Annotated in this window: 19 protein-coding genes; 14 read left to right on the forward strand and 5 right to left on the reverse strand. The window is 66.1% G+C overall.

The features are described from left to right. Positions 1-116: 116 nt before the first annotated feature. Positions 117-860 carry a histidine utilization repressor gene (gene hutC, locus CWS35_RS19735; RefSeq protein ID WP_024579732.1) on the reverse strand — a complete coding sequence of 248 codons (744 nt, stop codon included), beginning with the start codon at positions 858-860 and terminating at the stop codon, positions 117-119. After that, positions 857-2,215, reverse strand: coding sequence for a formimidoylglutamate deiminase (locus CWS35_RS19740; protein ID WP_100953269.1), 1,359 nt, complete (start codon positions 2,213-2,215; stop codon positions 857-859). Before CWS35_RS19740 ends, hutC begins: the two co-directional genes overlap by 4 nt. Positions 2,216-2,301: 86 nt before the next feature. Here CWS35_RS19740 and hutI point away from each other — a divergent pair, with 86 nt between their 5' ends. Genes hutI through hutU form a run of 3 tightly spaced genes read left to right on the forward strand, consistent with a single transcriptional unit; the run spans position 2,302 to position 6,761 of the window. After that, positions 2,302-3,516 (forward strand): imidazolonepropionase, encoded by a 1,215-nt coding sequence (gene hutI, locus CWS35_RS19745; RefSeq protein WP_100953271.1) that lies wholly within the window; start codon positions 2,302-2,304, stop codon positions 3,514-3,516. Next, the gene (gene hutH / locus CWS35_RS19750; RefSeq protein ID WP_100953273.1) at positions 3,513-5,072 is read left to right on the forward strand and encodes a histidine ammonia-lyase; all 1,560 of its coding nucleotides are present in this window, start codon (positions 3,513-3,515) and stop codon (positions 5,070-5,072) included. Before hutI ends, hutH begins: the two co-directional genes overlap by 4 nt. Positions 5,073-5,090: 18 nt before the next feature. Further along, positions 5,091-6,761, forward strand: coding sequence for a urocanate hydratase (gene hutU, locus CWS35_RS19755; RefSeq protein WP_100953275.1), 1,671 nt, complete (start codon positions 5,091-5,093; stop codon positions 6,759-6,761). Between the two features lie 43 nt (positions 6,762-6,804). Here hutU and CWS35_RS19760 read toward each other — a convergent pair whose 3' ends face one another. Both CWS35_RS19760 and CWS35_RS19765 read right to left on the reverse strand, forming a co-directional pair. Then, entirely contained in the window at positions 6,805-8,007 is a 1,203-nt protein-coding gene (locus CWS35_RS19760; RefSeq protein WP_100555075.1) for an ABC transporter substrate-binding protein, read from the reverse strand. A 141-nt stretch (positions 8,008-8,148) separates the two neighbouring features. Then, positions 8,149-9,288 carry an acyl-CoA dehydrogenase family protein gene (locus CWS35_RS19765; protein ID WP_100953277.1) on the reverse strand — a complete coding sequence of 380 codons (1,140 nt, stop codon included), beginning with the start codon at positions 9,286-9,288 and terminating at the stop codon, positions 8,149-8,151. A gap of 81 nt (positions 9,289-9,369) precedes the next feature. On the opposite strand from CWS35_RS19765, the gene CWS35_RS19770 reads away from it, so the two are divergent. Genes CWS35_RS19770 through CWS35_RS19785 form a run of 4 tightly spaced genes read left to right on the forward strand, consistent with a single transcriptional unit; the run spans position 9,370 to position 14,544 of the window. Next, entirely contained in the window at positions 9,370-10,236 is an 867-nt protein-coding gene (locus CWS35_RS19770; RefSeq protein ID WP_100953279.1) for a FadR/GntR family transcriptional regulator, read from the forward strand. A gap of 51 nt (positions 10,237-10,287) precedes the next feature. Continuing rightward, positions 10,288-11,097, forward strand: coding sequence for an enoyl-CoA hydratase/isomerase family protein (locus tag CWS35_RS19775; RefSeq protein ID WP_245438580.1), 810 nt, complete (start codon positions 10,288-10,290; stop codon positions 11,095-11,097). Between the two features lie 8 nt (positions 11,098-11,105). After that, positions 11,106-13,340: an acyl-CoA dehydrogenase gene (locus CWS35_RS19780; RefSeq protein ID WP_100953282.1), complete on the forward strand. Its 2,235-nt coding sequence runs from the start codon at positions 11,106-11,108 to the stop codon at positions 13,338-13,340. A 10-nt stretch (positions 13,341-13,350) separates the two neighbouring features. Then, a complete protein-coding gene (locus tag CWS35_RS19785; protein ID WP_024579742.1) occupies positions 13,351-14,544 on the forward strand; it encodes a CaiB/BaiF CoA-transferase family protein in 1,194 nt (397 codons plus the stop codon). A gap of 7 nt (positions 14,545-14,551) precedes the next feature. Here the strand turns inward: CWS35_RS19785 and CWS35_RS19790 are convergent, their stop codons facing one another. Next, entirely contained in the window at positions 14,552-15,046 is a 495-nt protein-coding gene (locus tag CWS35_RS19790) for a MarR family winged helix-turn-helix transcriptional regulator (RefSeq protein ID WP_024579743.1), read from the reverse strand. A gap of 196 nt (positions 15,047-15,242) precedes the next feature. Between CWS35_RS19790 and CWS35_RS19795 the strand changes: the two genes are divergently transcribed. From CWS35_RS19795 to CWS35_RS19825, 7 genes are read left to right on the forward strand one after another with little or no spacing between them, the layout of a single operon-like run. After that, on the forward strand, positions 15,243-15,569 hold the full coding sequence (locus CWS35_RS19795) for a hypothetical protein (protein WP_100953284.1): 327 nt from the start codon (positions 15,243-15,245) through the stop codon (positions 15,567-15,569). 12 nt (positions 15,570-15,581) lie between these two features. Further along, positions 15,582-16,901 carry a Rieske 2Fe-2S domain-containing protein gene (locus CWS35_RS19800; protein ID WP_100953286.1) on the forward strand — a complete coding sequence of 440 codons (1,320 nt, stop codon included), beginning with the start codon at positions 15,582-15,584 and terminating at the stop codon, positions 16,899-16,901. Next, positions 16,898-17,869 (forward strand): PDR/VanB family oxidoreductase, encoded by a 972-nt coding sequence (locus CWS35_RS19805; RefSeq protein ID WP_100953288.1) that lies wholly within the window; start codon positions 16,898-16,900, stop codon positions 17,867-17,869. Before CWS35_RS19800 ends, CWS35_RS19805 begins: the two co-directional genes overlap by 4 nt. Positions 17,870-17,898: 29 nt before the next feature. After that, positions 17,899-19,122, forward strand: a complete 1,224-nt coding sequence (locus CWS35_RS19810; RefSeq protein ID WP_100953290.1) for an ABC transporter substrate-binding protein — start codon at positions 17,899-17,901, stop codon at positions 19,120-19,122. Positions 19,123-19,176: 54 nt separating this feature from the next. Continuing rightward, a complete protein-coding gene (locus tag CWS35_RS19815; protein WP_100953293.1) occupies positions 19,177-20,460 on the forward strand; it encodes a CaiB/BaiF CoA-transferase family protein in 1,284 nt (427 codons plus the stop codon). Further along, entirely contained in the window at positions 20,457-21,653 is a 1,197-nt protein-coding gene (locus tag CWS35_RS19820; protein WP_100953295.1) for an acetyl-CoA acetyltransferase, read from the forward strand. The genes CWS35_RS19815 and CWS35_RS19820 overlap by 4 nt, the downstream gene beginning before the upstream one ends. Beyond that, positions 21,650-22,102: a Zn-ribbon domain-containing OB-fold protein gene (locus tag CWS35_RS19825; RefSeq protein WP_024579750.1), complete on the forward strand. Its 453-nt coding sequence runs from the start codon at positions 21,650-21,652 to the stop codon at positions 22,100-22,102. Before CWS35_RS19820 ends, CWS35_RS19825 begins: the two co-directional genes overlap by 4 nt. Positions 22,103-22,196 lie beyond the last annotated feature (94 nt).

A 22,196-nucleotide genomic window follows, 5' to 3' on the forward strand; every position in this document is an offset into this window, starting at 1 on the left:
GCGAAATGATGGATTGAACCCGGTTGATGGTCTCACGTCAGTCGCGGCGGATTGCCGCATCAAACACGTTGTGGCGCATCATGCACTGCATGAATTGTGCCGCAAGAAAAGATCCGTCAGCCTCCCTTGAAGCGCGCCACCAGACGGTGCGTCTCGCCGGGATAATGCAGCCGCACCGCCGTCACCGTGCGTGCGCTGCGCCAGGTGTAGCGGTCGATCACGAGGCAGGGCGCGCCGACCGCGATGTCGAGGGCTTTTGCGGTGTGATCATCGGCAATCACCGCGCTGATCGTGTGCTCGGCTTCCGTCCACGGCACGTGATGCAGCAGCCATGATCCCGGCGGTTCGCGTGCAAAATCGGCGTTCGCGGCTTCCGGAACCGTGGTGAGATCGATCAGCCTGTCCTCGACCGCGAACGGCACGTTGTCGGCGCTGTGGCGGCAGGCGATCGCGATCACCTTGCCGGCGGTGCTGACGCCGAGCCGGGCGCGATCGGCTGACGTTGCGGTGCGACGCCGGCAATCGATCAGCTGATAGCCGTAAGCACGGCCGAGCGCGCTGATCTCGGCCCTGATGTCGGCGATCTTGAGCACGGCCGACATGTGCTGCGGACGGCGCACGAACGTGCCGGCGCGCCGCCGCCGCTCGATCAGGTCGGCTTGCGCCAGTTCGGACAGCGCCTTGTTCACCGTCATCCGCGAGCAGCGATAGCGCGCCATCAGCTGGTGCTCGAACGGGATGCGGTGACCGGGCGGCCACTCGCCGGTCAGGATCCGGGTCTCGATGTCGAGCCGGATTCGCTTGTACAGCGTCGGCTTGCCGACCGCATTGGCCTTGGCCCGATCCGAAGCGAGGCTCATGCGATGAGCCTTCGGACGCTGGCATTGAACCGCTCGCGCGCGCTGTCGCGCAGCCGGTGCCGCCCGCCCGCGACCAGCCTGTCGCCGTCGGCCCAGACGCAGTCGATCGCATCGCTGCCGGCCGCGAACAGCCAGCCATCGAGCACCGCATCACCCGACCGTCCCGCGAGTGATGGATGCGCGGTGTCGAGGCTGACGATGTCGGCGCGGGCGCCGGGTACCAGCCCGGACTTCCCTTGCGCCAGCGCCTGCGCGCCGCCCGCGAGGGCGTGATCGAACAGGGCGCGCCCGGTGGACGCGCCGGGACGCCCAGAAAGTACATTGCGCTCGCGGTGTTTCAGCCGCTGGCCGTATTCGAGCTGGCGCAGTTCGTCGGCGACGCCGACCAGCACGTTGGAATCGGTGCCGATGCCGAACCGGCCGCCCGCGGCGAGGAATTCGCGCGCCGCAAAGATGCCGTCGCCGAGGCTGGCCTCGGTGACGGGACAGAGGCCGGCAACCGCGCCGCTGCCGGCGAGCGCCGCGACTTCCTGCTCCGTCATGTGCGTCGCATGGATCAGGCACCAGCGTTGGTCGACGGGCGCGTGGTCGAGCAGCCATTGCACCGGTCGCTGTCCCGACCAGGCGAGGCAATCCTCCACCTCGCGCACCTGCTCGGCGGCGTGGATGTGGATGGGGTCTGCACCGGCGAGCGGAATGATCGCCGCGAGTTCATCTGGCGCCACCGCACGCAGGCTGTGCGGTGCGATGCCGATATTGGCGCCGGGCAGGTTTCGGATCGCATCGCGTGAAGCCACCATCAGCGCCGCGAACTGGTCGACCGAGCAGATGAAGCGGCGTTGTCCGGCATGCGGCGCAGCGCCGCCGAACGTGCCGTGTGCATAGAAGCTCGGCAGCAGGGTGAGGCCGATGCCGGCGGCGTCGGATGCCTCCGCGATGCGCATCGCCATCTCGGCGGGGTTGGCGTAAGGCGAGCCGTCGCGATCGTGGTGGAGGTAGTGAAACTCACCGACGCGGGTGAAGCCGCGCTCAAGCATCTCGACATAGAGCAAGGTGGCAACGGCAGTGACGTCGTCCGGCGTCATCGTCAGCGCGAAGCGATACATGGTCTCGCGCCAGGTCCAGAACGTATCCGTCGTATCGCCACGCAGTTCCGCGAGCCCGGCCATGCCGCGCTGAAAGGCGTGGCTGTGCAGGCTCGCCAATCCCGGAACCGCCAGTTGGTGCCGTTCGTCTTCGCTGGTGGATGCAACACCAGCCGTCACCGAGGCGATCACGCCGTCGGTGAACTCGATCCGCACGTCATTGGCCCAGCCCGAGGGCAGCAGCGCGAATGCGAAATGCAGTCGTGTCATTTTTCCACGCCGGCTGGACAGAACCGGGACACGATTATATGTCTAGACATATAAGTCAAGCATCCCACCTCGAAGGGACCTTTCGCATGGCAGAGCGCTTCGACCGGATCTGGCACAATGCCAGGCTCGCTACGATGCGCGGCGACCGCGCCGATCTCGGCGAGATCGAGCGCGGGTTGGTCGCGGCGCGCGACGGCCGCATCGTCTATGCGGATGCGCAATCGGATTTTCCTGTGGACGCGGATGCCGTCGAGCGGATCGATTGCGGCGGCCGCTGGATCACGCCCGGCCTGGTCGATTGCCACACCCATCTCGTGTTCGGCGGCAATCGCGCGCACGAGTTCGAGCTTCGCTTGAAGGGCGCGAGCTATGAGGAGATCGCGCGCGCCGGCGGCGGCATCGTCTCGACGGTTGCCGCAACACGCAAGGCGACCGAGGCCGAACTAGTTGCAGGCGCGCTGCCGCGGCTCGATGCCCTGATCGGCGAAGGCGCAACCACCGTAGAGATCAAGTCCGGTTATGGTCTCGATGTCGAGACCGAGATGCGGCAGCTTTCGGCCGCGCGCCAGCTCGGCCAGTTGCGGAAGGTTGCGATCCGCACCTCCTTCCTCGGTGCGCATGCCCTGCCGCCGGAGGCCAATGGCGACAAGGACCGCTACATCGATCTGGTCTGCAATGCGATGTTGCCGGCGGTGGCCAAGGCCGGCCTTGCCGATGCCGTCGACGCGTTCATGGAAGACATCGCATTTTCCGGAGAGCAGACGGCGCGGGTGCTCGCGGCGGCGCGTGCGCTGGGAGTGCCCGTGAAGCTGCACGCGGATCAGTTGTCGAATCTCGGCGGTGCGGCACTCGCCGCAAAATTCTCCGCGCTGTCGGCCGATCATCTCGAGCATACCGACGAAGCCGGCGCTGCCGCGATGGCCAAGGCGGGGACCGTGGCGGTGGTGCTGCCCGGCGCGTTCTACTTCATTCGCGAGACGCAGAAGCCGCCGGTCGAGCTGTTCCGCAAGCATGGCGTGCCGATGGCGCTGGCGACCGACTGCAATCCAGGCAGTTCGCCGCTGACCTCGCTGCTGCTTGCGATGAACATGGGCGCGACGCTGTTCCGGATGACGGTCGCCGAATGTCTCGCAGGCGTGACGCGGGAAGGAGCCCGCGCGCTCGGCCTGCTCGCCGAGACCGGTACGCTCGAAGCAGGCAAGTCCTGCGATCTTGCGATCTGGGACGTCGATCGTCCCGCCGAACTGGTCTACCGGATCGGCTTCAATCCGTTGCACGGCCGGGTGTGGAGGGGCCAATGAGCGATCGAGATGCGCGCATCGTCGTGATGCCCGGAACGGTTGGCCTCGATGTGCTGGCGCGCGTGCTCGCGGGGGCGGCCGTCGAGCTCGATGCATCGTTCTGGCCGCGGGTCGAGGCCGCGGCGGAGATCGTGGCGAAGGCGGCACGGACCGACGTTCCCGCCTACGGCATCAATACCGGATTCGGGAAGCTGGCATCGACGCGCATTGCGCCCGACCAGACGGCGCTGCTTCAGCGCAACCTGATCCTGTCGCATTGTTGCGGGGTCGGCCCTGCCACGCCCGAGCCGATCGTGCGCCTGATGATGGCGTTAAAGGTGATCTCGCTCGGCCGTGGCGCCTCTGGCGTGCGCCGCGAAATCATCGAGCAGTTGCAGGGCATGCTGGCGCGCGGCGTCACGCCGCTGGTCCCGCAGCAGGGTTCGGTCGGCGCGTCCGGCGATCTCGCGCCGCTCGCGCATATGACCGCCGTGATGATCGGGGAGGGGCAGGCGATCCACGGTGGCAGGATCGTGCCGGGCCATGAAGCGCTGGCGACCGCTGGCCTCGCGCCATTGACGCTCGGCCCCAAGGAGGGGCTCGCGCTGATCAACGGCACGCAGTTTTCGACAGCCTACGCGATTTCGGGCCTGCTGCGCGCGCATCGGCTGGCGTGTGCCGCGCTGGTGACCGGTGCGCTGTCGGTCGATGCGGCGATGGCGTCGACGGTGCCGTTTCGCCCGGAGATCCAGGCCTTGCGCGGCCACGACGGGCAGATCGCCGCGGCTGCGACCTTGACCGCGCTGCTCGACGGCAGCGACATCAGGCAGTCGCATCTCGAAGGCGACGAGCGGGTGCAGGACCCTTATTGCCTGCGCTGCCAGCCGCAGGTCGCGGGCGCCGTGCTCGATCTGCTCGCGCAGGCCGCGCGCGGGCTGACCGTCGAAGCCAACGCCGTCACAGATAATCCGCTGGTGCTGGTCGAGACCAATGAGATCGTCTCCGGCGGCAATTTCCACGCCGAGCCGGTGGCGTTCGCCGCTGACCAGATCGCGCTGGCGCTCTCGGAGATCGGCGCGACCAGCGAGCGCCGGATCGCAACGCTGGTCGATCCCGCGCTGAATTTCGGCTTGCCGCCGTTCCTGACGCCTCAACCCGGCATCAACTCCGGGTTCATGATCGCCGAGGTCACGGCGGCCGCGCTGTATGCCGAGAACAAGCAGCGCGCGATGCCGTGCTCGATTGATTCGACGCCGACCAGCGCCAACCAGGAAGATCACGTCTCGATGGCGGCCCATGCCGCGCGACGGCTGTCCGACATGGCCGACAATCTCGCTGCCATCCTGGGCATCGAGCTGCTGGTCGCGGCGCAGGGCATCACGCTGCGCGCGCCGCATTCAACGAGCAAGCCGCTCGCCGCCGTCATCGCTGCGCTGCGTGCGCATGTTCCCGCGCTCGCCGCGGACCGCTACATGGCCGACGATCTTGCGCAGGCAGCGCGGCTGATCGAAGCCGACGCGTTGCCTGCCGCCGCAATCGCGGCCCTTTCGACCGATCCGTTTCCAAAATTCGCTTAGCCGACAGGGGCCCCCGTCATGAATCGCCGACTCGACAATGAACGCATCATCCGCGCTCCCCGCGGCAGCGACATCAGCGCGAAGAGCTGGCTGACGGAAGCGCCGCTGCGCATGCTGATGAACAATCTGGACCCCGATGTCGCCGAGCGCCCGAGCGAGCTCGTGGTCTATGGCGGCATCGGTCGCGCGGCGCGCGACTGGGAGAGTTTTGACCGGATCGCCGCCTCCTTGCGCAAGCTCGAAGCCGATCAGACGCTGCTGGTGCAATCCGGCAAGCCGGTCGGTGTTTTCCGTACCCATGCGGATGCGCCGCGCGTCCTGATCGCGAATTCGAATCTGGTGCCGCATTGGGCGACGCTCGATCATTTCAACGAACTCGATCGGCAGGGCCTGATGATGTTCGGCCAGATGACGGCCGGCTCCTGGATCTACATCGGCAGCCAGGGCATCGTGCAGGGGACCTATGAGACCTTCGTCGAAGTCGGGCGCCGGCATTATGGCGGCAGTCTTGCCGGCAAATGGATTCTCACGGCGGGCCTCGGTGGCATGGGCGGCGCGCAGCCGCTGGCCGCGACCATGGCCGGCGCTTCGATGCTCGCGGTCGAGTGCCAGCCGAGCCGCATCGAGATGCGGCTGCGCACGGGCTATCTCGACCGCCAGGCCGCGACGCTCGACGCGGCGTTGGCGATCATTGCCGATGCGACCAAGAGCGGGAAGCCTGTGTCGGTCGGCCTGCTCGGCAATGCGGCCGAGATCTTTCCGGAACTGGTGCGGCGTGGCGTGCGGCCCGATATCGTCACCGACCAGACCAGCGCGCATGATCCGATCAACGGCTATTTGCCAAGGGGGTGGACGCTCGCCGAATGGGAGACGCGGCGCGCCGCCGATCCGAAGGCGGTCGAGACGGCCTCCAAGACCTCGATGGTCGATCACGTCCGGGCCATGCTGGATTTCCACGCGCAGGGCATCCCGACGCTCGACTACGGCAACAACATCCGCCAGATGGCCAAGGACATGGGCCTGAAGCAGGCGTTCGATTTTCCGGGCTTCGTGCCGGCCTATATCCGGCCGCTGTTCTGCCGCGGCGTCGGGCCGTTCCGCTGGGCGGCGCTGTCGGGCGATCCCGAGGACATCTTCAAGACCGATGCCAAGGTCAAGGAGCTGATGCCCAACGATGGCCATCTGCACAACTGGCTCGACATGGCGAAGGCCCGCATCAAGTTTCAGGGGCTGCCGGCGCGGATCTGCTGGGTCGGTCTCGGCGACCGTCATCGCCTCGGCCTTGCCTTCAACGAGATGGTGGCGCGCGGCGAGCTCAAGGCGCCGATCGTGATCGGCCGCGATCATCTCGACAGCGGGTCGGTGGCGAGCCCGAACCGCGAGACCGAGGCGATGCGCGATGGTTCGGATGCGGTGTCGGACTGGCCGCTGCTCAATGCGCTGCTCAATTGTGCGAGCGGGGCCACCTGGGTGTCGTTGCATCACGGCGGCGGCGTCGGCATCGGCTATTCGCAGCATGCCGGCATGGTGATCGTCGCCGACGGCACGCCGGAAGCGGCGCGCCGGCTCGAGCGCGTGCTGTGGAACGACCCGGCGACCGGCGTGATGCGCCACGCCGACGCCGGCTATGAGACGGCGATCGAATGCGCCCGCGCCAACGGGCTCGATCTGCCGAGCCTGCGCGCGTGAGGTGACGTCGGCGAGACGCCCGAAGGGATCTCACCGACTGTCTTCAATCCGCCGACAGCGGTTCGCCGGTCAGCGACCAGCTTTCGCCGTCGAATGTCGCGATCCGCAGGGTTCGGAACGGCGTGTAGTCGCCGGGGCGTATGCCGATCGAGATACCCGGAAGCATCATCGGCAGCCGCTCGCCGTTCAGCGAGGTCGCCTGCTTGATCAGGTTCTCGCGGGTCAGGTCGTCGCCGCATTTGCGCAGCGCCAGCTCGAGGCCATGCACGTTCATATAGGCAACCAGCACGGAGTAGTCGTCCGGATTGGCTGACGGCGCGTAGGTCTTCAGGAAGTCCTTGTAAGCCTTGACCTCGTCGTCATTGGCCCAGGCCGGATCGCCGGGCTGCTTGAGGAATTGCGTTGTGACCAGCCCCTTGGACGCTTCGAGGCCTGCCGGTTTCAGGATGGTCTCGACCGATGCCGTCGAACCGCCGATCACGTGCAGGGGTTTCCAGCCGAGCTCGTAGACCTTGCGGATCGATTGCGCGGCGGCCTTCGACGACGACTGTTCGATCAGCGTGTCGACGCCGGCGGCCTTGAGCTGGACGATCTGCGAGTCGATCGTCGGGTCGGCGAGTTCGTAGGAGGCCTGCGCGACGATCAGCTCGGCCTTCGGACCGAGGCCGGCGCGGAGGCCCTTGAGATAGTCCTTGCCGTAGTCGTCGTTCTGGTAGAGCACGCCGATCCTAGCGTTCGGCTTTGCGCTCAGGATGTACTTGGCGACGACGCGGCCCTCGGTCTCGAAGTCCGGATAGAGCGGAACCGTCCACGGGAAGGTCTTGGGATCGTTGAAACGGCGTCCGCCGGCCGTGATGAAGAGCTGCGGCACTTGCTTGGCATTGAGGTATTTCTGGATCGCGACGTTGGGCGCGGTGCCGATCGTGCCGACCTCTGCCAGCACGCCGACATCTTCGATCAGCTTGCGGGATTGCTCGACCGCTTTCGGCGCGCTGTAGGCGTTGTCGAGTTGGGTGAAATTGATCTTGCGGCCGTTGATGCCGCCTTTCGCGTTGAGCATCTCGAAATAGCCGACCACCGCGCGGCCGGCGCCGGCGCCGAAGGCGGAGGCCGGCCCGCTCAACGGCGTCGACTGGCCGAGCTTGATCTCGGTGTCGCTGGCGCCGGGACCGTAGGCCTTCTGGGCGTAGGCAGGCGCCGCCAGCAGGGCGGACAGCGCGACGGCCGTCAGCACCCGGTCGATGATGTGGTTCAAGGTCGTCTCTCCCTCTAATTTGTTTCTTGTTGAAAATCGAACTGCGCCAAAGCGCGTTGAGATCGCGCTCTGGCTTGTTGTCTGAGCATGATCGTTTTCGGAAAACCGCTTCGCACTTTTCCGGATCATGCTCTAGCGCAACAGCTCGCGGGCGATCACCACGCGCTGGATCTGGTTGGTGCCCTCGAAAATCTGAGTCAGCTTGGCGTCGCGCATCATGCGCTCGACCGGATAGTCCATGGTGTAGCCGTAGCCGCCGAAGATCTGGACCGCGTCGGTGGTCACCTTCATCGCCATGTCGCTGCCGACACATTTCGCCATGCTGGCCAGCACGTTGAGGCGCTTCCAGTCGCCGGCATCGCCGGCCCGGGCGCATTCATAGACCAGCGCGCGCGCCGCCTCGATCTGCATCGCCATGTCGGCGAGCATGAACTGCACGCCCTGGAATTCGGCGATCGGCTTCTTGAATTGCTTGCGCTCCTTGGCGTAGGCGATGCACGCATCGAGCGCACCCTGCGCCAGGCCAACCGACTGGGCGCCGATGGTCGGACGGTTGAGGTCGAGTGCGCGCATCGACGCGCGAAAACCCTTGCCTTCCTCGCCGACGAGGTTTTCGACCGGAACCCGGACATTGTCGAAGAAGATCGGCGTATTGGGCGCGCCGCGAAAGCCCATCTTGCGCTCGTGGCGGCCGAACGTGACGCCCTGCATCTTCTTCGGTTCGACGATGAAGGCGCTGATGCCGTCGGCCCCGGCGCCGTCACTTGTCCGCGCCATCACCACGATGTAGTCGGCGACGACACCGTAGCTGCACCATTGCTTGCGGCCGTTGAGGACGTAGCTGTCGCCGTCCTTGCGGGCGCGGGTGTTGAGCGCGGCAACGTCGGAGCCGGCCTGCGGCTCGGAGATCGCGATCGCCGTGACCACGCCGCCCTTGGCGATGATCGGCAGATACTTCTTGCGCTGCTCTTCAGAGCCGAAATGCAGCAGCGGCATGATGAACATGGTGTTGAGCGCCGCGATCGACGCGCAGGCCGGCGAGACCTTCGAGATCTCCTCGCGCGCGATGCAGGCCATGGTCAGATTGCCGTTCGGGCCGTCGTAGCGCTCCGGCACCCAGAGCTGCATCAGTCCCATCTCGCCGAACAGCTTGACCAGCTCGAGCGGAAAGCGGTCGGTCTCGTCGATCTCGGCGGCGATCGGCGCCACGTGCTTGGCGACCATCCTGCGCACGTTGTCGCGGAACGCGACCTGCTCCTCGGAAAAACTCATACGGACTCCCCGTCGTTTTCTTTGCCGGAAGCCGAAAAAGGGGCTTCCATTGAATGGGTGATCCATTTAATAATCCACTGCATGAGCACCAAGTCAAGCCCTCGCACGCCGCAGCGCTCCCGTACCGCCTCGCCGAACCGGCGGGAGCGGGCCGCCGATCTCCGCGCCGCCGGAGCGTCGGCAGCGCCGACATTCAAGCCGATCCACACCAGGCGGACATTCGAGGAGATCTGCGAGCGGATCCGCGAGCAGCTGGCGCTCGGCGTGCTGAAGCCGGGCGACAAGCTGCCGGCCGAGCGCGAGCTCGCGCAGCAGCTCGGCGTCAGCCGCAACGTGCTGCGCGAGGCGCTGCGCAGCCTCGAAATGGCCGGCGTTCTCAAGCTGCAGAAGGGTGTCAAGGGCGGCGCCTTCATCCAGCAGGGCGACACCCGCCGCATGAACGAGGTGATGCGGGACATGCTGAGCCTCGGGACGATTTCCGTGCGGGAATTGTCGGAGGCGCGGGTCCATGTGCTCGACCTCGTGGTCAGGCTCGCCTGCGCGAATGCGCGGAGAGCCGACCTGGATGCGCTGGAAGCCAATATCGAGCGGACCGAGCTCGCCACCAAGGAGGGGCGGCTGCTCGATCGGGTCGAATGCTCGCGCGAATTCTACAAGCTGCTGGCGGCGTCGACCGGCAACAAGGTGATCGCGATGATCGTCGACTCCGTCACCGAGATCCACATGCGCTTCGTCTATGCCAAGGTCGCCTCCAGCGGTGTCGCGATGGCCCGGCTAGCGGAGAAGCGGCGCCAGTTCCTGGCGGCGCTGAGCGAGCGAAACGTGGCGCTGGCGAGCCGGCTGCTGCGGTCGCATCTGGAATCCGTGCAGCGGATGCTGGAGCAGGACCCCGGGGCGATGTCGCTCCACGTCGCTTTGGCGGACGTGCAGCCCGGGATGCTTCGATAGCGCGCCGGAAAATATCCCAAAACCCAAGCAGCAATAACAACGGAGGTAAACGTGTCCAACTACGCCAAATATGAATGCCTGACGGTCGAGGTCGCCGACAAGGTCGCGACCGTGACCTTGAACCGCCCGCAGGCGCGCAACGCCATCAATCAGAAGCTGATCCGCGAGCTGCGCACGATCTGGGACGACCTCGCCGACGACCACGCCGTCAATGTCGTGGTGCTGACCGGCGCCGGCGACTTCTTCAGCGTCGGTGGCGACGTGAAGGCGATGTCGGAGCGGCCCGGCGGCGACGTCCTTGAAGAGGGCGAGGTCCATGATCCCATGATCAGCCGGCGCGGCGTGACGCGTCAGCTCGAGCTCGACAAGCCGATCATCGCGGCGATCAACGGCGACGCCATCGGCCTGGCTGCGACCCATGCGCTGCTCTGCGACATCACCGTGATGGCCGAGGACGCGCGGATCGGCGACACCCACGTCTCCCGCGTCGGCCTGGTCGCAGGCGACGGCGGCACTGTGATCTGGCCGCTCCTGATCGGCATCAACAAGGCCAAGGAATACCTGATCCGCGGCACCCTGCTGAAGGGCAAGGAGGCGGAGCGGATCGGGCTGGTCAATCACGTCGCGCCGCGCGCGGAGGTGCTGGCGAAGGCGCGCGAGATCGCGATCGAGCTCGCCAACGGCCCGACCTGGGCCATTCGCTGGACCAAGCTGTCGATCAACCAGATCGTCAAGGAGCGCGTCAACATGCTGCTGGAAGCCTCGATGGCGCTGGAGCAGGTGACGTTCGAGACTGCCGACCACAAGGAGGCAACGATGTCGTTCAAGCAGAAGCGCAAGCCCCGGTTCGGCCAGGGCTAGGCCGGGCGATGACGGCGACCGAACAGCCGGATGACGTCACGGCGATGCTGCGGGAGTCCATACGTGGATTCCTCGATGAGCATTGGCGTCCGCGTGGCGCGACGGCGTCGTCCTCGCCGGACGAGATATCGGCGATCTGGCGCAAGCTGGTCGGGCAGGGGGTCGCTGCCCTCGGCGCGGAGGCAGGCGAAGGCGGGCTCGCCGAAATCCTCGTCGTCATGGCCGAACTCGGCCGCGCCGGATGTCCGGCGCCGATGTGGTCCGCGGCGCTGGCCAATCTTGCGGTGTCGGGATCGCAGGCCGGCGTCGTGGCCGATCTCCAGGCTCGGCTGCATGCCGGGACGGCGATCGTCGCCTTCTCGTTCGGAGCGCTGGATCCCGATCGCGGCACCGGTTCGATCGTGGCCGCGGACGACGCGGCAACGGGCGTGCTTCGCTGTGTCGAGGCGGCGGGAAGCGCCACGCACCTCCTGGTCGCGCTCGATCGGGCTCATCTTGCGCTGATCGAGCTCGGCGGTCCCGGCGTCGAATGCATCGCGACCCGTGCGATGGGGGCGTGGGGGCTCTACGAGGTCCGGCTGAACGCGGCGCCGCTCACGCGCATTGCCGCGGGCGCCGTCGATCTGGACGACCTTCGCATCAAGAGCAAGGCGATGCTGGCCGCGCGCGCCTATGGCGCTGCGCGGCGTGCGTTCGAGCTGGCCGTTGACTACGCCAGGGAACGACACCAGTTCGGGCAGCCGATCGGCAAGTTCCAGGCGATCCAGCACAAGCTGGCGAATTGCCTGATCGCGCTCGAAGGCGTCAGGCTGATCCTCGATCATACCGCCAGGTTGCACGATGGCGACGACGCCGACTGGCGCTATTTCGCCGATTGCGTGTCGGCGTTCTCCGGCAGCGCGCTGCGGCAGGTCGCGCTGGAGACCCAGCATACGTTCGGGGCGATCGGCTACGCCGAGGAGCACGAAGCGCCAATCCATTTCAAGCGCGTGCACCTCGATACGATCGCGCTCGGCGGCGCCTCGGATGCGAAGCGCCGGTTGGCCGCACGCCTGCTGGATGCGGGCGGCGCCGGGTTGCCGCAATACGATCTCGGATCCGCCGGAAACGCGTATCGTGAGCAGGTCCGCCGCTGGCTCGCGCAAAGCTGGTCCGGAGCACGGAAGGACGCGTTCGATCAGAAGCCGTTCGCCAAGCGCGAATTCGATGCCGGCTTCGCCCGCGATATGGGTGAAACGGGATGGATCGGCCTCGGTTGGCCAGAACAATTCGGCGGCCAGGCCCGCTCCCCGCTGGAGCAGATCGCCTTCATGGAGACGATGGAGCAGGGCGAGGCGCCGCGGATCGGCGCCGCGATCCAGGCCAATGCGCTGATGATGTTCGGCACACCGGAACAGCAGCAGCAGTACTTGCCGGAGATCCTGCGCGGCGAAGCCATGCACGGCATGGGTTACAGCGAGCCGCAGGCGGGCTCCGACCTTGCGGCGCTGCGCACCAGCGCCGTGAGGAATGGCGAGCACTGGGTGATCAACGGCCAGAAGATCTGGACCACCACCTGGTGGGGCAAATACATGTTCCTCGCCGCGCGCACCGACAAGGACGCCAGGCCGCCGCACGCCGGCATCAGCATGTTCATCGTGCCGATGGACGCGCCGGGCATCACGATCCGTCCGTCCGCAACCATGTACGACGGCACCTTCGCCAACATCTTTTACGACAATGTCCGCATTCCCGCCGAAAACCTCGTCGGCGAGGTCAATGGCGGCTGGAAAGTGTTGACCGGCGCGCTCGCCTTCGAGCGCGGGCTGGTCGGTGGCGGCATCGTGCTGAAGGTCGCGCATGCCTTCGAGCAGTTGCGCGCGGATGTGATGGCCGGGGAGGGCGATCGGTCGCTGGCTAGTGACCCGATCGTCCGCGACAGGATGGCGACGCTGGCCTCCGAGATCGAGATCGGCCGGCAATTGATGATGCGCTGCGCCGAGCTTGCCGCCGATGGCGTGACGCCGCCGGAATATGGCGCCATCAGCAAGGTGTTCTCAGGCGAGCTGATGGAGCGCTTCGGCGAGGCCGCGCTCGACATCCTCGGCATGCGCGCCGCGCTGTCCGAACAGATGCCAGGCGCGATCGACAATGGCCGCTTCGAGCAGAACCTGCGGCACTCGCTGATGTGGGTGATCAGCATCGGAACCAACGAAATCCAGCGCAGCCTGATCGCGCAACGCGCGCTCGGACTGCCGAGATAGGAGAGATCGGATGCAGAAGGATGGCGACAGGGCGCCGCTCGCGGGTATGCGCGTGCTGGATTTCTCCATCATGGTGGCGGGCCCCTATTGCGCGCGTCTGCTCGCCGATGTCGGGGCCGAGGTCATCAAGATCGAGCCGCCGGAAGGCGACGACATGCGGCTGCGCACGCCGCTGCGCGACGGCCACAGCACCTATTTCGGCCAGCTCAATGCCGGCAAGCGCAGCCTGGCGCTGGACCTGAAGAACGCCGACGCGATCAAGCTGGTGCATCGCATGGTCGCGGAGGCGGATATCATCGTCGAGAATTTCCGACCCGGCGTGATGGATCGTCTCGGTCTCGGCTACGAGGCGCTTCGCGCCATCAACCCGCGCCTGATCTACTGCTCGATCTCGGGCTATGGACAGTCGGGCCCCGCCGCGGAGCGCGCGGCCTACGCCATGATCGTGCATGCCGAGAGCGGTTTCGATACCTCGCTGATGCGCTATGCCGGCGACCGGGAACGTCCGGCGGCGGGCGCGATCTTCGTCGCCGATATCCTTGGCGGCATCTTCGGCTATTCCGCGATCCAGACCGCGCTGGTTCAGCGTGGGCGCACGGGCGAGGGGCAGCGTATCGACGTGGCGCTGATGGATTGCATGCTGAACCTGCTGGTCTACGAGCTTCAGGAAGCACAATTCCCGATCCGCTCGCCGCGTCCGACCTATGGGCCGGTCCGCACCCGCGACGGCGATATCCTGATCGCACCGGTCACGCCGCGCAACTTCGCGGCGCTCTGCGAAGTGACCGGGCAGGAGGAGCTGACCAGCGATCCGCGCTTTTCCAGCATTCCGGCGCGCGGCGCCAATTGGACCGCCATGATGCAGGTGATCGAAAAGTGGACGGAGCGTCACACCGCTGCCGAATGCATCGCGGCGCTGGATCGCGCCGGCGTCCCGTGTGCGGAATACCGGGCGCCGGGCGCGGCGCTGACCGATCCCCACCTGCGTCAGCGGGGTGTGTTCGGGACGGTGACGGATGGTGCCGGTGACTTCGTCGGCGTCAGCGCGCCATGGCAAATGTCCGGAGCCGACACGCCGATCGGCAGTCATGTGCCCGGCATCGGCGCGCAGCGCGATGACGTGCTGTCGCAAATCTTGGGACTGTCGCCCGACGCCGTCGCGGCGCTTGCGGCATCAGGCACCTTCGGGAAGGCAACGGCCTGACTGGGGCTCAACGATCGGATGGCGCGTCCGGCGGCGGAGCCTTCGCGATCGCCAGCAGGCATTTCAGGAAATGCGCGCGATCTTCCTTGCGCAGCGGAGCCAGCATGATCTCTTGCAGCTGGGCCGCCGCCGGGATCACGGCCAGCAGCGCTTCCTCGCCCTTGGCGGTGATCTGGACCTGAAGCGAACGGCGGTCGTCGGGGTTGTCCTTCTTCGCGACCAGCCGGCGTGCCACCATCCGCTTCAGCATTTCGCTGAGCGTGTTGCGGTCGCAACTGATCCGGTCCGCCAGCACGGAGGGGGTGAGCGGTCCCAACTGATACAGCGCCATCAGCACGCCGAATTGCCGCGGCGTGATGTCGCTCTGGCGCGTCATGCTTTGATAGAGCCCGTCGTAGCGGGCCTCCAGCAGCCGCAGCAGAAATCCGACGCCGCCTTCGAGTTGCCAGTCGCGCGCGACGTCTGCGGCCGAACTGGTCTTCCTTGCCTTGTCGGCTGCCATGCCGTCGTTCGACCTCGATTTCACGAATTCGCGTTAGCCCGTAGCAGGTTGGCCTGACGTCCTCAACCCTGCGGTCAATCGCACCCCGGTCTGTTCCCGGAGCGAGGCAATGGTTTTCGGCCCTTGTCAGCCATTCGGCCATGTAGTACGTATACGTATCAAATGGACGCGAAGACGTCGTTCAGGGAGGTTGCCGTTGGACCTGCGCGAGCTGCTGTCGATTCCCTATCTGCTCGAGGCAGAGGCGGTCGAGACCGAGCCGGGACATTGGCGGGTTCGTCTCGCCTATCCGGAGCTTCCGGGATGCACGGCTGAGGCGGCCGTCGTCGAGGATGCCCTCAGAGCGCTCGAGCGGCGGCGCATCGAGTTGATCGTCGGCCTGGTGGAGCAGGGCAAGCAACCTCCCGTTCCACGCCAGCCGCTCGCCGCATCCGATCCGCTTTGGACCGCACAGGATCTCGGGTTGTCCGACCGCGTCGCCGCGCTGCTGGGCAATGCGGCCGGTCCGACCACCCGCAATTGAAGGAGGCAAACCATGCTCTCGCGCGAAGACAATGAACGCCTGGTGAGGGTCGGCAAAGGCACGCCGCTCGGTGACCTGTTTCGGCTGTACTGGATTCCGTTCCTGCCGTCGGCGGATCTCGCCAAGGACGGGCAGCCGAAGCGCATCCGTTTGCTTGGCGAGGATCTGGTCGCCTTCCGCGACACCGAAGGCCGCGTCGGGCTGGTCGACCAGGCCTGTCCGCATCGCGGTGCGCCGCTGATCTTCGCACGAAACGAGGATTGCGGGCTGCGCTGCGTCTATCACGGCTGGAAGTTCGACGTCACTGGCGCGGTGACCGACATGCCGGCGGAGCCGGTGCGCAGCCGCCTCAAGGAGCGGGTGCGGATCAAGGCCTATCCCTGCAAGGAGCGCAACGGAATGATCTGGACCTATATGGGTCCCGACCAGGCCGAGCTTCCGCCGCTGCCGAACCTCGAATGGAATCTGGTGCCGGCCGAGCAGGTGCACATCTCGGTGCGCGTGCAGGAGTGCAACTGGTTGCAGGCGGTCGAGGGCGAGATCGACTCCGCGCACGCGCCGCTGCTGCACGGGCGGCTCGATGCGCAGGGCACCACCAGCGCCTGGATCCAGAAGCGCGACCTGCGGCCGACCTTCGAATGCATCAAGCAGGATTTTGGCATGAGCATCGCGGCGCGGCGCAACTACGACGCCAACACGCTGTATTGGCGGGTCAACCAGTTCATGCTGCCGTTCTACACGCTGGTGCCTCCACTCTCGCCGTTCCCGGATCTGAGCGGGCATGCCTGGGTGCCGATCGACGACGAGAACACGCTCTGCATCATGTTCTCCTATCATCCGTCGGAACCGCTGTTGGAGAAAACCCGGCAGGTGTTCGCGGAGGGCCACAAGGGTCGCGAAAGCGGCCACGCCAGCCGGCACGCGCTCGTCGAGCACCCGGTGACGGTGCCGTATGCCGGCTACTGGACCAAATACAATCCACAGAACGGCTTCCAGTTCGACTACGAGGCGCAGCGGACCACCTGGTTCTCGGGCCTGCCGGGGCTCTGGGTGCAGGACGGTGCCTGTCAGAGCGGCGTCTCGCCGATCTTCGATCGCACCAAGGAGACGCTCTGCTCGAGCGATACCGGCATCGCGATGACGCGGCGCTTCATTCTGGAGGCGCTCGGTGCCTATCGCGATCATGCGATCAAGCCGAAGGGCGTCTCGGATCCCGACGTGTTCATGGTGCGGGCGGTGTCGCTGCGGCTGCCGCCGGAGGATTCCTGGGTCGATGTCGGCGCGCCGTTCATGCGGGCGAAGCTCGGCGCCGATTTCGGGTACGAGCTGTGAGCGCATCCGGCCATACGGCCGACACCCAGCAGGTGCTGGTCAAGCGCATCGGCTACGAGGCCGAGCGTATCCATTCCTATGAGCTGATCGCGCCGACCGGCAGTGAGTTGGCCCCGTTCACCGCCGGCAGCCATATCGACCTGCATCTGCCGAACGGCATGATCCGCAGCTACTCGCTGCTCAACGATCAGCGCGAGCGGCATCGCTATGTCATCGCGGTGAACCGGGATGCCGAGAGCCGCGGCGGCTCCAGCTTCGTTCACGACACCGTCAGGGTCGGGGAGATCATGACGATCTCGCTGCCGCGCAATAACTTCGCGCTTTGCGAAGAAGCCGAACACTCGGTTTTGATCGCCGGGGGCATCGGTATCACACCGTTGCTGTCGATGATCCGGCGCCTCGAGGCGCTCGGCCGCCCCTGGGACCTGTACTACGCCGCGCGGACGCGTGCCGCTGCCGCGTTTCTCGATGAACTCGGCGCGTTCCGATCCGATGCCAGCCTGCACGTCGATTTCGACGACGCGCGGGCGGGACGGGTGTTCGATCTCGCGGCCATCGTCAGGAGCGCACCGGCTGACGCGCATCTCTATTGTTGCGGGCCGGTGCCCATGCTCGCGGCATTCGAGACGGTGACCGCCGATCGTCCGGCCGATCACGTGCATGTCGAATATTTCAAGGCGCGGGAAGCGCCAGCGACCGAGGGCGGCTTCGCGGTCCGGCTCGCGCGGAGCAACCGCACGATTGCGGTCGAGCCCGGCAAGACCATTCTCGATGCGCTGCTCGATGCCGGGATCGCCGCGAGCTATGCCTGCACCGAAGGGGTCTGCGGCACCTGCGAGACGCGGGTGCTCGAAGGCATACCGGATCACCGCGATCAGTTCCTGAGCGAGGAAGAGCAGGCGACGAACCGGAGCGTGATGATCTGCTGCTCGGGCGCCAAATCCGGCATGCTCGTGCTCGATCTCTGAAAACAACAACACAACATGGGTGGAAACAAGTGAACTATCTCTCTCGCATTCTCGCGCTGTCGCTGCTGGCCGCTAGCGCCACCTCACCGGCATCGGCGGACGCCGCGCGTTCCCTGAAGATCGGCGTGCTCAACGACGCATCCGGGCCCTATTCGGACAATGCCGGCGAAGGGTCGGTGACGGCAGCCAGGATGGCGGCCGAGGACTTCATGCGGCTGCATCCCGATTTCAAGGTCGAGATCGTTTCGGCTGACCATCAGAACAAGGCCGATGTCGGCGCCGCGATCGCGCGACGCTGGATCGACCAGGAGAAAGTCGATGCGGTCGCTGACGTGCCGAACTCGGCGGTCGGGCTTGCCGTCAACGAGGTCGTGCGTGGCAGCAAGGCAGCGCTGATCGCATCGAGCGCGGCGTCTTCGGACCTGACCGGAAAGTACTGCTCGCCGAACACGATTCAATGGACCTTCGATACCTGGGTGGCATCGCACACGATCGGCGCCTATCTGGTGCGGCATGGCGGCAAGAAATGGTACTTCATCGCCACCGACAATGCGCTCGGCAAATCGATGGTCCGCGATGGCACGGCGGTGATCGGCACGGGCGGCGGCACCGTTCTTGGATCGGTCAATGTGCCGATCAACAATGCGGACTATGCGTCGTTCATCCTGCAGGCCGAGGGCTCGGGCGCCGACGTGATCGCGTTCGCCACTGCCGGCGGCGACACCGTCAGCCTGATCAAGCAATCCGCCGAATTCGGGCTGAAGCAGGGCGGGCGCACCTTCGCAGCGCTGCTGACCACCACCAACGACGTCGAGTCCAGCGGACTAGCAGTCGGCGACGGGTTGATCATTACCCAGCCGTTCTACTGGGATCTCAACGATGCCAGCCGCACCTGGTCGGGCAGGTTCAGTGAGCGGCAACACGGGCAATCACCGACCGCATTCCATGCCGGCGTCTATTCCTCGGTGCTGGCCTATCTGAATGCGGCACAGGCTGCGGCAACCAATGATGCGCAGGCAGTGATCCGGAAGCTGAAGGAGAATCCGATCGACGACGCCTTGTTCGGGCCCGTCGTGGTGCGCGCGGACGGCCGCGCCATCCACAACATGTACATCTTCAAGGTCAAGAGCCCGAATGCATCGAAGAGCAAATGGGATTTGCTCGAGCAGGTCGGCGTGCTCACGGGTCCCGAGGCGTTCCGGCCGCTCGATCAGGGCGGGTGCTCGCTGGTTGCGCCGCCGACCAGCAATTGACGTCGACGGCAGCGAACCTGGATCAACCTTTCTCAAGACATACGGATGTCTCACATGCTGGATCAGCTTGAAGCCGAATTCCCCGAGCACACGCCTCGTCCGGCCGGCGCGCCGATGGCGCTCGAGGGAATCCGGGTGGTCGACTTCTCGCACTTCATCGCGGGGCCGTTCGCGACCATGATCCTGGCGGACATGGGCGCCGAGGTGATCAAGGTCGAGGCGCCCGGCCGGGGCGACGATCTGCGGCGGTATCCTCCGCTGCATCCGGACCTCAGGCACGGTGCGCCGTTCCTGTGGACCAACCGCAACAAGCGCAGCGTCGCGCTCGATCTCAAATCCCCGGAGGGATTGCAGGTCGCGCGTGAGCTGATCGCAACCGCCGACGTCGTCGTCGAGAATTTCTCGGCCGGCGTCATGACGCGGCTCGGGCTCGACTATGAGAGCTGCCGCAAGCTCAGGCCCGAGATCGTCTACTGCGCGGTGTCGGCCTATGGCCGCGACGGCGCGTTTGCCGACCGGCTGGGCTTCGACCCGATCGCGCAGGTCGAGAGCGGCTTCGTTTCGATGAACGGCTACGCCGATCGCGAAGGCGTGCGGGCCTTGTCGCCGGTGATGGACATCAGCACCGCGATGATGGCGAGCAATGCGATCCTGGGCGCGCTGCTCGCGCGTGAGCGCAGTGGCCTCGGCCAGGCCATCGAAGTATCATTGTTCGAGAATGCCGTCCTGATGACCGGGTACGCGACCATGCAGTCGCTTTTCAACAATGCCGATCCGAAGCGGAGCGGCAATACCAGTCCCGACACCTGCCCGTCGGGCGTCTTCCTGGCCAGCGATTGTTCGTTCTATATCAATTGCGGCAACGACAAGATCTTCCAGCGCTTGATGGCGCAGGTGCTCGCGCGCGAGGATCTCGCCGCGGCCGAGATCTACGCCACGGGTCCTGACCGGATCCGCCGGCGCGAGGAGTTGTTTGCGATCCTCGGCGAGGCGTTTGCCCGGCAGCCATGGTCGCACTGGCAGTCACGAATGCGGGCAGCCGGCGTGCCCTGCGGCCAGGTGCGCAGTGTCGGCGAGGCGATCCGCTCGCCGGAGGCGCGCGAGCGCGAAATCGTCACCAGGATTCCGCACCAGACGATCGGCTGGGTGCCGAATGTGAACCTGCCGATCCGCTATTCGCGGACGCCGATCGTCGATCCCGTCGCGGCACCGGCCGTCGGCCAGCATACCGAAGACGTTCTGCGTGAGCTGCTCGGCTATGACGACGCGCGCATCGCGCAACTCGCTACGGGCGGAGCTTTCGGCAGCCAGCCATCGCGGGAGGATACCAAGCCGTGACGGTACGCGCACGAGACGAACGGACGCTGCGGGGCCGGGTGGCGGTGATCGGGATCGGCGAGACCGAATATTATCGTCATGGCGCGTCTCCTGATCCGGAATTCAAGCTGGCTTTGAAAGCCATCCTGGCAGCTTGCGCGGATGCCGGGCTCGATCCACGCGACATCGACGGGTTCTCCTCCTATAGCGACGACCGCAGCGAGGCGTCGCGGCTGGCCGCAGCGCTCGGCACGCGCCAACTGCGCACCGCGACGATGCAATGGGGCGGTGGCGGCGGCGGCTGCTGCGCGGCGGTTGCCAATGCGGCGGCCTCGATCGTCGCGGGCCTTGCCGACTGCGTCGTGGTGTTCCGCTCGCTGGCGCAGGGCCAGTACGGCCGCTTCGGGCAGGCGGTCGGCATCCACACCGTTTCGGGCGAACGATCGTATCTGATGCCTTACGGCGTGCTGGCGCCGCCGCAGCGGTTTGCGATGCGGGTCCAGCGCTACATGCACGAGCATGGCGTTCGGCAGGAGGCGTTGCGTGCCATCGCGCTCGCCTCCTACCATCACGCGCAGGCCAATCCGCGCGCGGTGATGCATGGCAAGCCGCTGGAGCCAGACAAGTACGACGCCTCGCGCTGGATCGTGGAGCCGTTTCATCTGTTCGATTGCTGCATGGAGAATGACGGCGCCGCAGCCTTGCTGCTGGTTCCGGCGGAGCGCGCCGGCGACTTCCGGCACAAGGGCGCCTATGTGCTTGGCGCGGCTTCCGGGTCCGGACATCGCGCGGCGACGATGGCGCACAATTCGCCGCTTTACGCCACCGCGAGCTTCGAGACCGTCGCGCCAGATCTCTATCGCATGGCCGGGGTCGGGCCATCCGATGTCGGCGTGGTGCAGGCGTATGAGAATTTCACCGGCGGCGTCGTGATGGCGCTGGCGGAGCACGGCTTCTTCAGGCCGGACGAGGCCAATGATTTCCTGACCTTCGACAATCTGATCGCGCCTTCCGGGCGGCTGCCGCTCAACACCAGCGGCGGCAATCTCGCCGAATGCTACATGCACGGTTTCGAACTGGTCCTGGAAGCGGTTCGCCAGGTGCGCGGCACATCGCCGAACCAGGCCCGCTGCAACGACGTCGCAATGGTCATCGGAGGTCCGATGGTCTCTCCCGCCAGCAACCTCATCCTCGGTTCGGACGCCACTCTATGAGCAATGACGCCAACGCGCGCTATCTTCCGGCCGGGCTGCCGATCCCGGTGGCGGAGCCCGACGGACTTTCCGCGCCGTATTGGGAAGGACTGCGCCAGGGCAGGCTTCTGGTGCAACGCTGCCGCCATTGCGACACCTGGCAGTTCGGTCCGGAATGGATCTGCCATCATTGCCACGCCTTCGATCCGGAATGGACCGAGGTCGAGCCGCATGGCCGGATCTTCAGTTGGGAGCGGGCGTGGCATCCATCGCACGCCGCATTGAAGGGGCACGGTCCCTACATCGCCGTGCTCGTCGAGCTGCCGCATGCCGGCGGCGTGCGCATGGTCGGCAATCTGCTCGGCGATCCCGCACAGGCGGTTGCGATCGGCGCCGATGTCGACGGGGTGTTCGAGCATCACGGCGAGTCGAACCCACCTTACTCCTTGCTGCAATGGCGCCGGCGGTAGGTTTCCCCGGAGTGACTATCCGTTCCTGCGCTTGATGCGGGCAGTCGAACGCGCGACTACCGGAGATAGCTGCTCCGCGGACCTCTGCACCTGC

It is taken from the genome of Bradyrhizobium sp. SK17, assembly GCF_002831585.1.
GTDB lineage: Bacteria > Pseudomonadota > Alphaproteobacteria > Rhizobiales > Xanthobacteraceae > Bradyrhizobium.

Bases quoted from the DNA above. Each gene is read 5' to 3' on its own strand.
- hutC (WP_024579732.1), bottom strand. From the start codon at position 860: ATGAGCCTCGCTTCGGATCGGGCCAAGGCCAATGCGGTCGGCAAGCCG.
- CWS35_RS19740 (WP_100953269.1), bottom strand. From the start codon at position 2,215: ATGACACGACTGCATTTCGCATTCGCGCTGCTGCCCTCGGGCTGGGCC.
- hutI (WP_100953271.1), top strand. From the start codon at position 2,302: ATGGCAGAGCGCTTCGACCGGATCTGGCACAATGCCAGGCTCGCTACG.
- hutH (WP_100953273.1), top strand. From the start codon at position 3,513: ATGAGCGATCGAGATGCGCGCATCGTCGTGATGCCCGGAACGGTTGGC.
- hutU (WP_100953275.1), top strand. From the start codon at position 5,091: ATGAATCGCCGACTCGACAATGAACGCATCATCCGCGCTCCCCGCGGC.
- CWS35_RS19765 (WP_100953277.1), bottom strand. From the start codon at position 9,288: ATGAGTTTTTCCGAGGAGCAGGTCGCGTTCCGCGACAACGTGCGCAGG.
- CWS35_RS19770 (WP_100953279.1), top strand. From the start codon at position 9,370: ATGAGCACCAAGTCAAGCCCTCGCACGCCGCAGCGCTCCCGTACCGCC.
- CWS35_RS19780 (WP_100953282.1), top strand. From the start codon at position 11,106: ATGACGGCGACCGAACAGCCGGATGACGTCACGGCGATGCTGCGGGAG.
- CWS35_RS19785 (WP_024579742.1), top strand. From the start codon at position 13,351: ATGCAGAAGGATGGCGACAGGGCGCCGCTCGCGGGTATGCGCGTGCTG.
- CWS35_RS19790 (WP_024579743.1), bottom strand. From the start codon at position 15,046: ATGGCAGCCGACAAGGCAAGGAAGACCAGTTCGGCCGCAGACGTCGCG.
- CWS35_RS19800 (WP_100953286.1), top strand. From the start codon at position 15,582: ATGCTCTCGCGCGAAGACAATGAACGCCTGGTGAGGGTCGGCAAAGGC.
- CWS35_RS19815 (WP_100953293.1), top strand. From the start codon at position 19,177: ATGCTGGATCAGCTTGAAGCCGAATTCCCCGAGCACACGCCTCGTCCG.
- CWS35_RS19825 (WP_024579750.1), top strand. From the start codon at position 21,650: ATGAGCAATGACGCCAACGCGCGCTATCTTCCGGCCGGGCTGCCGATC.